This is a genomic window from Tichowtungia aerotolerans, from assembly GCF_009905215.1.
GTDB classification, from domain to species: domain Bacteria; phylum Verrucomicrobiota; class Kiritimatiellia; order Kiritimatiellales; family Tichowtungiaceae; genus Tichowtungia; species Tichowtungia aerotolerans.
In genome coordinates, this window is sequence record NZ_CP047593.1 from 1,457,896 (window position 1) to 1,472,360 (window position 14,465).

Consider the following 14,465-nt stretch of genomic DNA (forward strand, 5'->3'; position numbering starts at 1 on the left):
CGAATGAAAGATCCCGTATCGTGAAAAAATCGATGATGTATTTTATGCTGGGCGCAATTATGTTTGCTGCGCAAGCTGCAGGCTTTGTTTTTGTGCTGGGCGATGCGTCGATTGGTTTGGAATCGCGTGAGGGGATGGTCTATATCCCGGCCGGCACAGCCTATATTGCGGATCTGGACTTTGGCACCTATTCCTGTGCTTCGCCAGGGTTTTATATGGATGCATCCGAAATAACCAAAGGGCAGTGGGATGTTGTTTATGAGTGGGCAGTTTCCAACGGGTATGCCTTCAGTCATGTCGGCGCCGGGAAAGGGGATGGCCACCCCGTGCATACGATCAGTTGGTATGACAGCGTCAAATGGTGTAATGCCCGCAGTGAGATGGAAGGACTGACTCCCTGTTATTGGGTTAACGATGCGGTTTACAGAACCGGAACGGAAGATCCGAGTGTCGACATGAACGTGATTGGATATCGGCTGCCTACCGGGGAGGAATGGGAGTATGCCGCTCGTGGTGGGATCTCTGAACGCTTTTCATTTGGGGACCAAATAGATGCGGGAAAAGCGAACTGTGCGCTGAACGGAAGTCTGTTTGAGTATGACACGTCTGGGTATGCGCAGCTTACTTTTCATCCTGTGCATGCAGATGGTTCGCTGCCATATACCAGCCCCGCCGGAAGCTACCCGCCAAATGGTTTCGGGCTGTACGACATGACCGGAAATGTCTGGGAGTGGTGTAATGGAGGAACGAACGGGGCCAGAGAGATCAGAGGGGGGAGTTGGATGAATGATGCCTCGTTTGCTCGAAACGGTCTTCAGGCATTCGGGGATCCGGAGTTTTCATATTATCATTTAGGTTTCCGTTGTGTTTTGCATTAAAGGCCTGGCAAAATTCGAGGGTTGATTACAGGAGCACCGGCGGCGTTCTTGACCGGTGCTGTCATTTGTGGTGTTTGGTTTGGTCGGGCGGTGCCTGTCGGAGATGGCCTTTGGGAATCGTTAAAAGCACTTCTTTAAGGACGTACAATCACGCTGTAGCCGGTCTGAAGCGTTTTGCCGGCTGACAGCGTGAGCATGGCGGGTTTGTTTTTAAAGACGCCGTCGCTTTTTGATGCGTCATTGAAGCCGTACCACGGTTCAATGCAGACAAACTTTGCGCCCGGCTTCGCCCAGATGCCGAGGTGGGGATGGTTGCGCATGTCGACTTCAAGGTCCGGGCGGTCGCCTGCTGTGTTCAGACGGATCGAGTGCGATTTGATATTTTGGAAGATCAGCGCATCATCGTTGAAAATGCGGTCGGTCAGCTGAATCCGTGTTTCGCGTTTAAACCATCTTGAAACCCGTTTGAAGATCAGTCCTTTGGAATTGAGTCCGTAGAGGTCGAGTGTTTCCGGCTGGCTGAATTCGATCGAGCTGCCCATCACTTCATCAAGCGCAAAGGCCGGGTGGGAGCCGAGGGTGAACCGCATGGTTTCATCGCCGCTGTTGGTGACTTCATAATCAACAGCCAGTCCGCTTTCGGTCAGCCGGAAGATGGCATCGAACACAAAAGGGAACGGATATTTTTCCAGGGTTTGGACATTTGATTCAAACCGCAGGCGCACAGAATCTTCAGTCTGCTCAACCGGCATTGCGTCCATGTGGCGGATCAACCCGTGCTTCGGGATTTCATACTCCGTTCCGTTGATGGTCGTTTTGTCGTTTTTGAGTTTTCCAATGATTGGAAAAAGGATTGGCGCGCTGCCGCCCCATATTGCGGGGTCGGCCTGCCAGATCAGCTCGCAGCCGCTGGCTTTGTGGTGAAGAGATGCAAGTTCGGCCCCTTTGAGCCGAATGCCTGCACTGAAGTATTTGTTTTCAATTTTGATCATGATGAGGTTCCGATGTTGGAAGAAAATCCGGTTAATACTGTTGCTCTGCCTGACAATTTTCAATGATCAAATTTTTCCGAGAGACTTATCGCGATGGGTGGATGCGGTTGATTTGCAGGCCGGGGTTTAAGAGTATAATGATCTTTTTTCTGGACAAATATACATATATATTGGTGAATATACGGATATTTGAATCGATATTGCGGATTGCGAGGAATGGATGGCTCGAAAAGTAAAATATATGGAGATATACCACCGGATCAAAGAGCAGATTTTGGCCGGTGAATACCGGGTGGACGATCGCCTGCCAACGGAAAAAGAGTTTGCAGACCAGTATGACGTCAGTGTGCATACGGTTCGTCAGGCGATGGCGCTGTTTAAGACAGAGGGAGTCATCAGAAAAATTGCCGGCAGCGGGACGTTTGTGGATGCCATGCCGGGCGCGGGCGGCAGTCAGGCTGTTGCAGCCAAAAATATTGGAATTGTGGTCTGGCAGCGGAGTCGTCACATCTTTCCCCGGATTCTTCCGGCGGTGGAGGAGACCATCTTTCCGCATGGGTATCATAATGTGGTGTGCAATACGGGCAATGATCCGCAGCGTGAGCGCGAAGTGATTGAGCGGCTGATCCAGCAGGGCATCCGGGGATTTATTATTTCTCCGATCAGTTGGGATAAACAGTGCCTTGAAAATTATCGCTACATTCAGGACCGCAATATTCCGCTGGTGATGATCAACCGCCGCGCCCGGGGGATCCGGGCGACGAGTGTATCTGTGAATAATGAAGAGGTCGGATACATGGCGGCGCGGCGTCTGCTGGAGGCGGGACATCGTAAAATCGGTCATCTGAGTTCATCAGCGATTCGGGATGAGCTGACAAACGGCCGGATTCGCGGGTACCGGCGGGCACTGAAGGAGTTTAATGTGCCGTTCGACGAACGGCTGGTTGTTTACGACCAGTCGGATGAGCATACAGTGCCCGGTGCGAATGGCGCGAAACAGCTGTTTTCCCAGAATCAGGATGTAACCGGTGTTTTCTGTGTAAATGATCATCATGTGCCTGGATTGGTCCAGGCGGCAGAAAAAGCAGGGCGCCGCGTACCGGACGATCTGTCTGTTGTCAGTTTTGACCAGTCGATGGAGGTTCAGAACAGCCTGTCGTTCCAGCTGGACACGCAGAAATATCCGGCCGCCAACGTCGGGATTTGTGCGGCCAAAGAGCTGTTGACACAGATTGAGGGAGATGACTCGATGGTCAAGACCATCGAACTGGACCCGATCCCTGTGCACGGGCATTCCTGCCTTGAAGTTCAAGCGGCTGAATAAATCTGAATTCGGTGAAAAGTATGATCTTCCCCGGCTTTCGTTTTGCGAGCCGGGTTTTGTTTTATCAGGACAATAAATACGTATGTTTATGTTAAATATACAAATATTTATTTGACTTTGTTTGCGATTGCCTCCATATATTTTCGGTGAGTTGCGGCGACGAGTGGTTATTGCCTGATTATTAATTGATACCGGAGGCGAATATGAAACGGTCTGTTTTTTTATGGTTGGTTGTTTTGGGGATGACGGCACTGAGTGGCCGGGCCGCAAACTCAAAGTTGTATGCTCAGTGGCCGCTGACCAACTCGCTTTTTATGTCAACCGGAGCGGTGAGTCTTCATCCGTATGGCGGAGGGGTGAAACTCTCTGATTCGGCCGCCGTTTTTGAAGACGGAGCAGTTGGGCTGGGGGATATCACGCTGTTCGGTACGCCGATGCTGGATGTTGCGGAAGGGATTACGGTTACCGGATGGATAAAGCCGAAAGAGATCGAAGAAGGATTCAGCAAAACAGCTCCGTACACGCTGATCTATTTTTATGACAGCAAAGATCGCGGCAAGACACAGTTTATTTTCCGGATTCTGGACGGCAAGCTGAATGCGTTTAATGCGGATCCTGCCAAAAACATTTTTTCTTCGTTTGCAGCAACAGAAGATGAGTGGAGCTTTTTTGCTTTCGTGCTGAAAAGTGATGCTGTCGATATTTATATGAACCAATATCCGCCGCAGACCACGGCGATCAGCAATAGCTATCAGTATGATCGCATTTACGTTGGTGCACTAAATACAGACCTTGCGCGGCCTTATCGCGGGCTGATAAAGAACCTCCGACTCTATAAAGAGGCGTTGGGGCCAAAAGAAATTAAGGCCATCTATCAATCCGAAAAATAAACCGCACCGTTTTTTCGCGAGGTTGTCCATGCGTAGAAAAAAAATTGTCTGCGCGAGTCTGTATGCCGGTCTTGTGGCAGGTTCGATGCAGGCCGCGATGATATTTCAGGGAAACCCGCTGCTGTTGGAAAGTTTCGAGGCGGATTCTCTGGAATTGCTGGATGGGTCATGGTCGTTTTCGCCTCGAAACGTCTGGCGCATTGATGAATGTCAGGCGGTGCATGGCGCAAAAGCACTGGCCGTTTCTGCCGGTGCAAAAAACACAGCGGCATCTGTGACCGTCATGCGGCAGAGTGGCGTTCCGGGCGAAATTGTTTTCGGCGGATGGATCAGTATTAAAAATGCAAAGGTTGGGCGCTATGCACTGGTGCGGCTGACCTGCGAAGCAAAACCGTCCGGTCCGCCGAACACAACGTTTTCCGTAAATGATGAACCGGTCTATTATGCCGCAAGTCGGGAGTTCAGGGCCGACACGCAACCAACGTGGTTCGAGCACCGCTTTTCAGTGCCGGTTGGTTTCCGGGAAGTTACTTTGAAGCTGGCGCTGGATACACCGGCTGGCGAAGTGTTTTTTGATCAGCTCTTTATTGCAGAGGCCGACGGGTTTTCTACTGTTTGGAATGTGGAAAAGCAGTCAGTCGCTTCTCCGGAAGCCTGGCGGGCCGTCGGTCGGGATTATCGGATTACTGCCCGTGCCTCTGACGCGAAGGAGAACGATATTTTGTGGGCGGATGTCGATTTCGCCCGTTTCTTCCTGACGCACGGCGAGCGCGGGATGCTCGATCGCGGCAGTGCGGAGCTTTGGGCCGTTGCCGGAGATCGGGCGGAGAAACTGGACGTTGTCTGCGATTATGTACAGTCCTCGCTGGAGGATCACTTCCAGCATAACGGCATGGTGCGCTGGCGAGCCAGGAATTGGGCGGAGCGCTACGAACTCTATTTTAATCCGATTGGACCGAACGGTGAAGCGACCGAGCCGCAACCGGTTTTTCTGGGGGCAGGGGAGCTGCTGCGTTATGCGCCGGATGTGATTGTGCCGGCCTGGGGCGGCTGGCCGGGATCGTATCTCGAAGTGATGGATGCGGATGGCGACGGCGACTGGGACCTGTATTCCGGCAATGCCGCAGAAGGACGGTTTATATGTCGCAACATCGGCTCGAACGAAAAGCCGCTGTTCGCGCCGCGGGTGAAGCGGCTTTCGTCTGATAAGTCTCCGACATCCGCCCGCACCGGTGTGTGGCTGGACTGGGACGGTGATGGCGACAAGGACCGCGTCCGCGGGATTCGCAAACCGCTGGGAACCTATGTGGATGGAGCACTGCTTAACTTCGGTTTCGGGGAAAACACCAGCAGCGGCATGGCCTCGGATGTAAAGCTGGTGGACGAGTCCGGAACAGATATTGAACTGGCCGATGCCACCTGGTTCCTGATCGACAGCGGCGATTTTGACAACGACGGCCGTCCGGATTTGGCGGTCGGAACCGCCATGGGAACGCTCGACCTGCTTTTAAACCGCGGTGTCAGTTCCGGGAAGGCCGTTGTCAAACACGTTCAGGTTCCGTTCGACCTCTACAGCACCGAATTGTTTGAATCCGGCGATATGACGCTCAAGCCGGTGGTGCTGGATTGGGATGGCGACGGTGATGACGACATTGTGTTTACCGCCTGGCAGAGCTTTTTCTGGCTGCTGCTTAATGACGGGAAGCCCGGCGTGGTTTCGTTTGCTCCGGCTCAGCAGTTGATGCAGAAGGGCGGTTATCTCGCGCTTGGCGATTCCGCGGCTCCGACTGTGGTGGACTGGGACGGCGACGGCGATCTCGATCTGGTTTGCGGTTCTGTCTGCGGCCACATCGGATATTTTGAAAACATCGGCAGCCGGCAGAAACCGCAGTTTGCCGGCATGGTGGAACTGGAAAATGATCTGGGCGATCCAATCTATATTATCGCCAAAGGCGAAGAACCGATTCAGGGCCCGGCCGAAACGATGTGGGGATATCTTTCCTGCGAGTCGTGGGATGTGGACCGGGATGGTGATCTGGATCTGATCATCAACGATGCGCTGGGCCGTTTGCGCTGGATCGAAAACACCGGAACGCGCACAGCGCCGGTGCTGTCGCATGACATTCATGACTTTATGTACAAAGGCTCGCCGGTCATTACGCCGTGGCGCAATCGTCCCGGCATTGTCGACATGACCGGCGACGGGCTGCTGGATGTTTTTTTAATGAACAAATTCGGCGATCTGGTCTGTTTCCAACAGTCGGAAAAAGATCCATCTGTTTTTTCCAAGGTTCGTAATATGGGTTCACGGGTTTCCAATACGATCCCGCTGAATAGCCAGAAACGGGCCGGTGCGCGCGGTCGCCGCAATATTGACGCGGGAGATTTTAACGGCGACGGGAAGATCGATCTTCTGGTCGCCAAAAGCCGCCACGCCGAACCCGCCGGGTCCATCTGGTTCCTGAAAAACATCGGCAGAAACAGTGAGCCGGTTTTCGATGTCGAACTGTTGGAGGCCCGCAACGGAACCTTTCTGGAATGGACCGGTTCAGCCGGTCATGAGCAGTGGCATGTCGGTTGTCCGGAAATGGTCGACTGGGACGGGGACGGCAAGACCGATATCCTGAACGGCATTGAGTCGGGCCGTTTCGCATTCTATGCCGCCGACTATTTTGATGGGAAATCCTTTCCCGCGGTCGAGCTGCTTTCGGTCGAAAAAAAGACTGCGCCGGGAACCGAAAAAATTTCACTGCAAAACTCCCAAACAGATGTACAGGAGCTGGGAGCCCAAACCCTGCCGCTGCAGGCTTTGCCGTGAGGAGAGTTTAGGAACTGCCTGCCATGAAAAAATGTATTCTATTTTCGCTACTGTATTTGGCCACGCTCTGCCGGGCGGGTCAGCTCACGCTGCCGGCGGTGTTTTCGGACCACATGGTCCTTCAGCGCGACCTGCCGGTGACGGTCTGGGGAACTGCGGATGCCGGGGCGACCATAAGAGTTGAGTTTGGCGGGCAGACAAAAACAGCTGTTACCGATTCTTCCAACCATTGGAAAGTGATTCTCGATCCGATGCCCGCATCTTCCGAACCTCGGAAACTGATCATTTCTTCATCCAATAATTCGGTGATCCAATATTCTGATGTCCTCGTCGGCGAAGTCTGGCTCTGTTCCGGCCAGTCCAATATGCACTGGCCGATGGAGGGGCGGGAAAAAACCGAATCGACGGAGGCCGCGATTGCTGCCGCGAATTATCCGCAAATCCGGCTCTTCCGCACGCCGTCGAAGTTTGCAGCTCAACCGCAGGAAAACGTGAACGCATCCTGGCAGCTTTGTTCGCCGGAGTCGGCGAGAACCTTTTCTGCCGTGGCTTATTATTTCGGCAGAAAGCTGAAGCAGGATTTAAATGTTCCGGTCGGTCTTCTCCAGTGCGCACTGGGTGCGACCCCGATTGTTGCATGGACCGCTCCGGAAGGGTTTGCGGGCCGTGAGACTCTCAAGTCCTTTTATGAAACCGCAACCCGTTTAGATGGTGTCGAAAAGATAGACCGGTTGACACCATCGGCGCTGTTTAACGCCATGGTTTATCCGCACATCCCGTTCACAATTCGCGGTGCCATCTGGTATCAGGGTGAAGCGGATTACCGCGATGGAAAGCTCTACGTCGACAAAACCCGCGCGCTGTTGGACGGCTGGCGCAAGCGGTGGGGAACGGATTTCCCATTCTATTTTGTGCAGGTTACGCCGTTTGCCTATCCGAATGACAATCCCGAACTACTGCCGGAGTTCTGGGAAGCGCAGGCGCAGATCGTGCAGGACATTCCCGGAACCGGCATGGCGGTTGTCAGCGACTGCACGACGCTGGATAATATTCATCCGCCACAGAAAGAGCCGCCGGGAATCCGCCTTGCCCTGTTGGCCGAGGCCGAAACCTACGGTATGGATGTTGTCAGCACCGGGCCGGTTTTCCAATCCTTGCAAAAATCCGGTCATACGCTGCGGGTTCATTTCGAGTCCGCCGTCGGCTTGACGACCCGCGACGGCAATCCGCCGGACTGGTTTGAGGTCGCCGGGCGCGATGGGGTTTTTCATAAGGCCGTCGCGCAGGTTGACGGTGAGTCGGTATTGGTACAGTCCGAGGATGCTCCAGATCCAGTCGCCGTTCGTTTTGCATGGCATCAGCTGGCGGTTCCGAATCTGATGAATGGCGCCGGACTGCCGACCGGCGCCTTCCGTGCTGAGTTGCCGCGTCCAAATCTACTGGTTTTGCTGAGTGATGATCAGCGGCCGGATACGCTGGGCTGTTATGATTCCAGCACCCCGATCCGGACGCCGAACCTCGACCGGCTGGCCGATCAGGGAATCCGCTTCGAAAACGGATTTGCCTCCAGCCCGATCTGTGTGGTTTCGCGGGCATCGATTCTGACCGGTCGCTATGAATGCAACATGAAGGTGCATCAATTTCATATCCCGATTCCCGATGAAATTTTTGCGGACAGTTATCCGGCTCATTTGAAAGAAGCTGGATATTTCATCGGTGCGCTGGGCAAGTACGGGGTCGGTATTTCTTCTTTGGTTACCAATACATTCGATGTGTTCGAGGCGCAGGCCGGGCAGGGGCCGCAGTTCCGGGATTATCAGGGTCGCAAGATGCATGATGCGGAGTGGCTGACGGTAAAAACCGAAGAGTTTCTGAATCAGGTTCCGGAGGGGCAACCGTTCTGTCTGCAGGTGAATTATAAGGAGCCGCACGGATCATCCTGTCCGGCGCCCGAAGATGATCATCTGCTGGATCACTATCGCTTTCCGCTTCGTCCCACAGATGATCCGGAATCGTTCGCCAAGCTGCCGCCGTATGTTCAGACCGGGCTCGGCGGATGGTGCTATCGCAATGAGTTCAATAATGAAGAGGGCGATAATAATCCGTATCAGCGAGATTATTTTGAAAAAGTGATGAGCGTGGATCGGTCCATCGGCCGGATTCGATATATTCTGGAAGAGCGCGGACTGGCGGAGAATACGGTGATTGTTTTTCTCTCCGACCATGGAACTCATCTCGGTGAAAAGCAACTGTACGGGAAATGGACGCCGTATGATCAGAGTCTGCGTATTCCGTTTATTGTCTACGACCCGCGGCCCGCAGCTCAAAACGGAAGCGTTCATTCGGAAATGGTGCTGAATATTGATGTGGCTCCGACGCTACTCGACCTCGCCGGAGTTACGGTTCCCGAAACCATGGACGGACTGAGCATGAAGGCGCTTATCGATGGCGAAGCCGTTACGTGGCGCGATCATTTCTTTTTTGAACACTATACGTCTCCGGCGGCGGCTCCGCGCTATATCCCGCGCAGCCTCGGGATGCGGACGGAAACCGGAAAATATCTTCAGTGGATCGACCCGGATCCGGTGATCGAGGAGTTCTACAACCTCGGCCAAGACCCGCAGGAATCCAACAATCTACTAACCAGTCCGGAGGCGCAGGATCAGATTAACGCGGCAAGAAAAGATCTGAAGGCGTGGGTTCAGAACAATCCGCCTGATTTTGAATACGACCCGTATGGCGAGATTCCGCAGTACGGATGCAAAGACATTGACTGGGAGCATTTTCAAGAAATCCGGCCCGAAGAATATGGGCGAATTAAGGCAGAAGTTGAGCGCCTTGGGGTAACCTGGGAGCAGGCTGTCGATGATTGGGAGATTCGCTATGAAATCTGCGCCAACGTCGGGTACTGGTATTGATGATTTAACTGTAAGGAGAGACGTGATGAACGGAGTGAAACGAAGAGATTTTCTGGCGGGCTGCAGTGCGGGAATGCTGGCTCCGTTTGTCGCGAAAGCCGCCGGAGCAGGCCGTCAAAAAACAAACCTGCTGTTTATTTTTACCGATCAGCAGGCGTTTGACATGATCGGGTCTGTTAATTCCCAGGTGCATACCCCCCATCTGGATGCTTTGGCGAACCGCGGTGTGCGCTTCGAACACGCCATCTCCAATTTTCCGGTTTGTACGCCGTATCGCGGCATGCTTTTTTCAGGCCAGCACCCGCTTGTGAATGGAACCTTTGCAAATGATGTTCCGCTGCTGCCGTGCCCCGGCAAGCGGTTTGGTCATGTGCTGACCGATGGTGGATATGATGTGGCCTATATCGGGAAATGGCATTTGTACGGCGGAAAAACCCGTGATGCAGCGGTGCCGCCGGGGCCGAACCGTCAGGGTTTCGACGGCGTCTTTCTCTCCAATAACATCCACGTCGATTTCCGGCCGGATGCCTGTTACTACTGGAATGATGCCGGGGAAAAGGTTTTCTTCAAAGACATCTATCCCGATCAGCCGTGGGAGCTGGAGGCCCAGACACGGCAGGTTGAAGAGTGGTTTGATCAGCGCGAAAAGAAGGATCCGTTTGCCCTGTTTGTCTCGTGGCATCCGCCGCACGACTTCCGGGGGGATTGCAGCGATGAACTTCCGGGCCATCAGCGAAATTATGATGTCGATGAGCTGGATCCGAAGCTGCTGGCTCCGTACGACGGACAGGAAATCAGCCTGCGCCCCGGTTCTTCGTTCGAAGGAAAAATGAATGACTGCAAGCATCAGCAGTATCGAAACTATATGGCGATGGTGACGGCGTGCGACGCAGCGGTCGGGCGGCTGGTCGATAAGCTGAAAGAGCAGGGGCTTTACGAAAATACACTGATTGTTTTCACCTCGGACCACGGCGATATGCTGGGCTCCCACGGAGCCAGATTCCCGAAGCCGTATCCGCAGAATTATGCGCTGAAAGTTCCGCTGATTATGCACTGTCCGAACCGGCTGCTTACGGGGCGCGTCAGTGAACTGCCGATCGGGGTCATGGACCTGATGCCGACCATTCTTGGCATGCTGGGCCTGTCGGTTCCCGATGTGGTTCAGGGGAAAGATTTTTCGCGGGCGATCCTGACGGGGGATGACTTTGCGTCAACGAGCCAGCCGATTTTCAACTGCGGCGGATGGCGGGGCGTTTATACGAAAGAGTGGACGTATGCGCGCGGAGTTGACGGCGCGAAAGTGGTCGGCGGAGTGGAGATCAACCTGCTGTACAACCATGCCGAAGACCCGGGACAGTTGAACAACCTTTTCGGTGATCCGCGCTATGCGCAGGTTCAGGCGGAAATGGAAAAGATGACGGTGCAGTGGCTGGAGTATTTTGAAGACGAGGAATACACCGGAGTGGACTTTGAGCGGGTCGAAAAAGAGACCGGGATTTCCTGGAAGATGAATTATACGCACCGCCCCATTGATCTGCTGAAAAAGGTTTGCATGGATTCCCGACCTCAAAGAGCCGACTGACTGTCTCGGCATTCTGTGTGGAGCAGTAATGCATTTTAGAAGAAGGAGTGGTCATAAATAAAAGGTTCAGGAACTGATCGCACGCTGGCAGAAACATGAAGACGAATACCTAAAACTGGTTTCCAGGCCAGTTGAATAAATTTTGATTAAAGGCAGGGTGTTATGAAAAAACAAATAGGTTTGGTGTTGATTGCGGCAGCATGTGCGGCAGTTGCAACGACCTGGAATCAGGATGTCGACATCGGCGCAAAATGGAGTGAGGCGTCCAGCTGGAACACCGGTGTTCCTCCCACGGTTTCGGATCTGGCTTTGTTTGATCTGGCGCAGGCCAATACCTATGATGTGGATGTGGATACGTCTGCGATCACCCGCCTGCAGCAGGTGTCGCAGCCGCACACGTTCAGTGGAAATGGATCGATCAACATCACCATTTCGCCGGCCTCGCATTTCCAGAACTGTATGTACAACACGCTGAGCGGCGGAACCGTGACCTACCATGTTGATGTTTCGGTCAATACGCTGACGGCATATTACGCGCAAATGAATAACAACAATGGCGGCACCACCATTTTCAACGGGTCCTTCACGGTCAGTTCCGGGTCATTGCTGAATGCCAGAGGCGGCACGCATGTTTTCAATGGCGATTTGAATTTGGTTGGAACGATGCGGTTGGATGCCGGTTCCGTCATTATCTCCGGAACAGGAAACACGCTGATTTCAGGTGATTACATCAGCACAGCCGGTCCGGGCAGTGAGCTGTACCTGAACCGCTCCGGGGCTTATACGTTGAGTGATCTGGCGACCGGCTATTTGCGGATTGAAAGAACCAGGGTCTACTTTGGAGCGGACCAGGCGGTTGTGGACGGAACAGACGTGAAAATATATCAGGTTTCTGCAGATGCCGCGCTGATTTCCAACGGGGACTATGATCAGAACTTCGGCGTTTTATATATGTTCGGCACCAGCGGGCTGGATGCGCAGATGGATATGAATAACAGCGACTGTGTCTGGACCTTTGAGGACTCCTCCGGAACGACATGGACGCATGATCTGGTCATTTCCAATGTCGGGAAGAACACGGAGATTCGCTTTGCAATGGATGGTGGCACCGGTTTGACGGATGAGCAGATCGGGCAGATTACGCTGAACGGAGTCGCGCTGACAGAAGCGGATGTGTTTGTGGAGGACGGTTATCTGTATCTCTGCAAAAGCGAAATGCCTGTGGAACAGAAAGGGTCGACGGAACCGGTATATGTCGGCTATTACCGTGGCAGCGCCATGGAGCAGGGCATCTATCAGTTTACAGACCTGACCGATCCGTTGGGGACGGCAGCGCGGGTCGGCGAATGGCCGTTCCCGAATCCGACCTGGCAGAAGATCGGATTTGATGGCGATCAGTATTATGTGCTGAACCGCGGTACGAGTTTCGGCGGTCCGGGGCTGTCGCAATATGATGGGGATACGACGCTCACCGAGATCAGCGGCAGTGACGATTTTGCGGACTGGAATGGAGTTGGAGCCTGCAACGGTGTTTGGTACGGCCTCTACACCGGAAGTGGTTTGAATGGTTCAGGGCTTTATATGTTCATGGACGAGACTGATCCGGAAGGAACGGCTGTGCAGCTGTTCAGTGGACAGAGCTTTTCTTCCAATGTTTGGAACGATGTCGCATTCGACGGCGAGCGCTACCTGTTTGTTCAGCCGGCTTCCGGCGGTGATCCGGGCATTTATGAATACGATCCCGATGCGGACTCGTTCACGAAAATCAGTGGGTCGGAAACCTACGCCGATTGGCAGGGGCTGGCGGTTTTCGATTCCGACATCGCGCCGCTGCGGAACAAAAAAGCCTACGTGCTTCTGTTCGGCGGGCAGTCCAATGCGCTGGGCTGGGGCTATCGCCAGTACCTGCTCGACACCGGAAATCCGCTCGCCTGGCCGCAGGCGGATATCGATATGCTTCATGGGTTGAATCTGGTTGTGCCTCAGGACACGCTGGTTCCTCTGCAGTCCGGAACCGCTAATATTGTGGTTAAGCCGCTGCCGAACCATTATCCGGATCTGACCGTAGCGCCGATCAGCCGCTTTGCGGCCGAACTCAGTTTTGCCCGCAGTGTTCGGGACCAGCTTTCTCTTCCGGACATGCGGCTCGGAATCATAAAATATGCAATTGGCGGGACGACCCTGTATGAGACCAGCGACTGGTGGCCGGACGGCACCGCCGACCGTTCGGCGGACGGAACCCGCTACCAGAATTTCCAGAAGACGGTCTGGAAAGGACTTGCCGCGATGAAAAACAAATATCCGACCCACTCGGTTGAGATTCTGGGAATGGGCTGGGTACAGGGAGAGTCCGATGCCATCGAAGGGCAGGGCGAAAATTATGAAGCCAACCTGACGCGGTTCATCGCTGATGTGCGGGCGACCTTCGGCGTCGCAGACCTGCCGTTTGTGCTGTCCAAATTGTCCAGCAATCAGCTGGAAGGCGCGCCGCAGAACGAACTGGACCAGTGGCCGATTGTCACCAACGCCCAGGCGCTTGTTGCGGCCGCCGATCCTTATGTGGTGGCGACGGATACCGAGGGCACCAACTATGCGGTTTCCGTTGGGTACTCTGAAGGGCGCTACCATTATATTACCCCGGCGCTGCTGCAGATCGGATATGACCTGGCTGATGCGCTGATTTCGATTTGCGGCGTTGACTCGGATAACGACGACTTGCTCGATGAATGGGAAAACAGTTATGCGCCGGGTACGGCCGGTCTGGGGAACACGCCGGACGCCGATTATGACGGTGACGGATTCACGGATCAGGAGGAATTTCAGGTTGGGACCGATCCGACCGATTCAGATGATTTCCTGAAACTGTCGGCGGTTTCTTCAGCCGGTGTGAGCTGGCCGGCTCAGGGCGGTGTAAGCTACCGGGTGTATCAGTCCACAAATCTTCTATCGTGGACGGCGGCGGCGGGGCCGCTGCTGTTTCAGGGCATGACGAATGCGGTTGTTGGTTTTTCGAATTTTATTCAGACTAATCCGGTCGGATTTTTTTGTTTGACTGCGGAGTGA

The 14,465-nt window shown here is 53.9% G+C and carries 8 protein-coding genes; 7 read left to right on the forward strand and 1 reads right to left on the reverse strand.

What is annotated here, in order from left to right; genetic code table 11:
• Positions 1 to 20: 20 nt before the first annotated feature.
• Entirely contained in the window at positions 21 to 878 is an 858-nt protein-coding gene (locus GT409_RS06185; protein ID WP_160627991.1) for a formylglycine-generating enzyme family protein, read from the forward strand.
• A 134-nt stretch (positions 879 to 1,012) separates the two neighbouring features.
• Here GT409_RS06185 and GT409_RS06190 read toward each other — a convergent pair whose 3' ends face one another.
• Positions 1,013 to 1,870, reverse strand: a complete 858-nt coding sequence (locus GT409_RS06190) for an aldose 1-epimerase family protein (protein ID WP_160627993.1) — start codon at positions 1,868 to 1,870, stop codon at positions 1,013 to 1,015.
• A 220-nt stretch (positions 1,871 to 2,090) separates the two neighbouring features.
• On the opposite strand from GT409_RS06190, the gene GT409_RS06195 reads away from it, so the two are divergent.
• The 6 genes from GT409_RS06195 to GT409_RS06220 all read left to right on the forward strand — a co-directional run bounded on the left by GT409_RS06195 (position 2,091) and on the right by GT409_RS06220 (position 14,465).
• Positions 2,091 to 3,194 carry a GntR family transcriptional regulator gene (locus GT409_RS06195; RefSeq protein WP_160627995.1) on the forward strand — a complete coding sequence of 368 codons (1,104 nt, stop codon included), beginning with the start codon at positions 2,091 to 2,093 and terminating at the stop codon, positions 3,192 to 3,194.
• 203 nt (positions 3,195 to 3,397) lie between these two features.
• Positions 3,398 to 4,084, forward strand: coding sequence for a LamG-like jellyroll fold domain-containing protein (locus GT409_RS06200; protein ID WP_160627998.1), 687 nt, complete (start codon positions 3,398 to 3,400; stop codon positions 4,082 to 4,084).
• A 28-nt stretch (positions 4,085 to 4,112) separates the two neighbouring features.
• Positions 4,113 to 6,902, forward strand: coding sequence for an FG-GAP repeat domain-containing protein (locus tag GT409_RS06205; protein ID WP_160628000.1), 2,790 nt, complete (start codon positions 4,113 to 4,115; stop codon positions 6,900 to 6,902).
• 23 nt (positions 6,903 to 6,925) lie between these two features.
• The gene (locus GT409_RS06210; protein WP_160628002.1) at positions 6,926 to 9,820 is read left to right on the forward strand and encodes a sulfatase-like hydrolase/transferase; all 2,895 of its coding nucleotides are present in this window, start codon (positions 6,926 to 6,928) and stop codon (positions 9,818 to 9,820) included.
• 25 nt (positions 9,821 to 9,845) lie between these two features.
• On the forward strand, positions 9,846 to 11,402 hold the full coding sequence (locus GT409_RS06215) for a sulfatase-like hydrolase/transferase (RefSeq protein WP_160628005.1): 1,557 nt from the start codon (positions 9,846 to 9,848) through the stop codon (positions 11,400 to 11,402).
• A gap of 162 nt (positions 11,403 to 11,564) precedes the next feature.
• Positions 11,565 to 14,465 carry a sialate O-acetylesterase gene (locus GT409_RS06220; RefSeq protein ID WP_160628007.1) on the forward strand — a complete coding sequence of 967 codons (2,901 nt, stop codon included), beginning with the start codon at positions 11,565 to 11,567 and terminating at the stop codon, positions 14,463 to 14,465.

What these genes read in the sequence shown, in the direction of transcription:
- GT409_RS06190 (WP_160627993.1), bottom strand. Translation starts at nt 1,870, where the DNA reads ATGATCAAAATTGAAAACAAATACTTCAGTGCAGGCATTCGGCTCAAA.
- GT409_RS06195 (WP_160627995.1), top strand. Translation starts at nt 2,091, where the DNA reads ATGGCTCGAAAAGTAAAATATATGGAGATATACCACCGGATCAAAGAG.
- GT409_RS06200 (WP_160627998.1), top strand. Translation starts at nt 3,398, where the DNA reads ATGAAACGGTCTGTTTTTTTATGGTTGGTTGTTTTGGGGATGACGGCA.
- GT409_RS06205 (WP_160628000.1), top strand. Translation starts at nt 4,113, where the DNA reads ATGCGTAGAAAAAAAATTGTCTGCGCGAGTCTGTATGCCGGTCTTGTG.
- GT409_RS06210 (WP_160628002.1), top strand. Translation starts at nt 6,926, where the DNA reads ATGAAAAAATGTATTCTATTTTCGCTACTGTATTTGGCCACGCTCTGC.
- GT409_RS06215 (WP_160628005.1), top strand. Translation starts at nt 9,846, where the DNA reads ATGAACGGAGTGAAACGAAGAGATTTTCTGGCGGGCTGCAGTGCGGGA.
- GT409_RS06220 (WP_160628007.1), top strand. Translation starts at nt 11,565, where the DNA reads ATGAAAAAACAAATAGGTTTGGTGTTGATTGCGGCAGCATGTGCGGCA.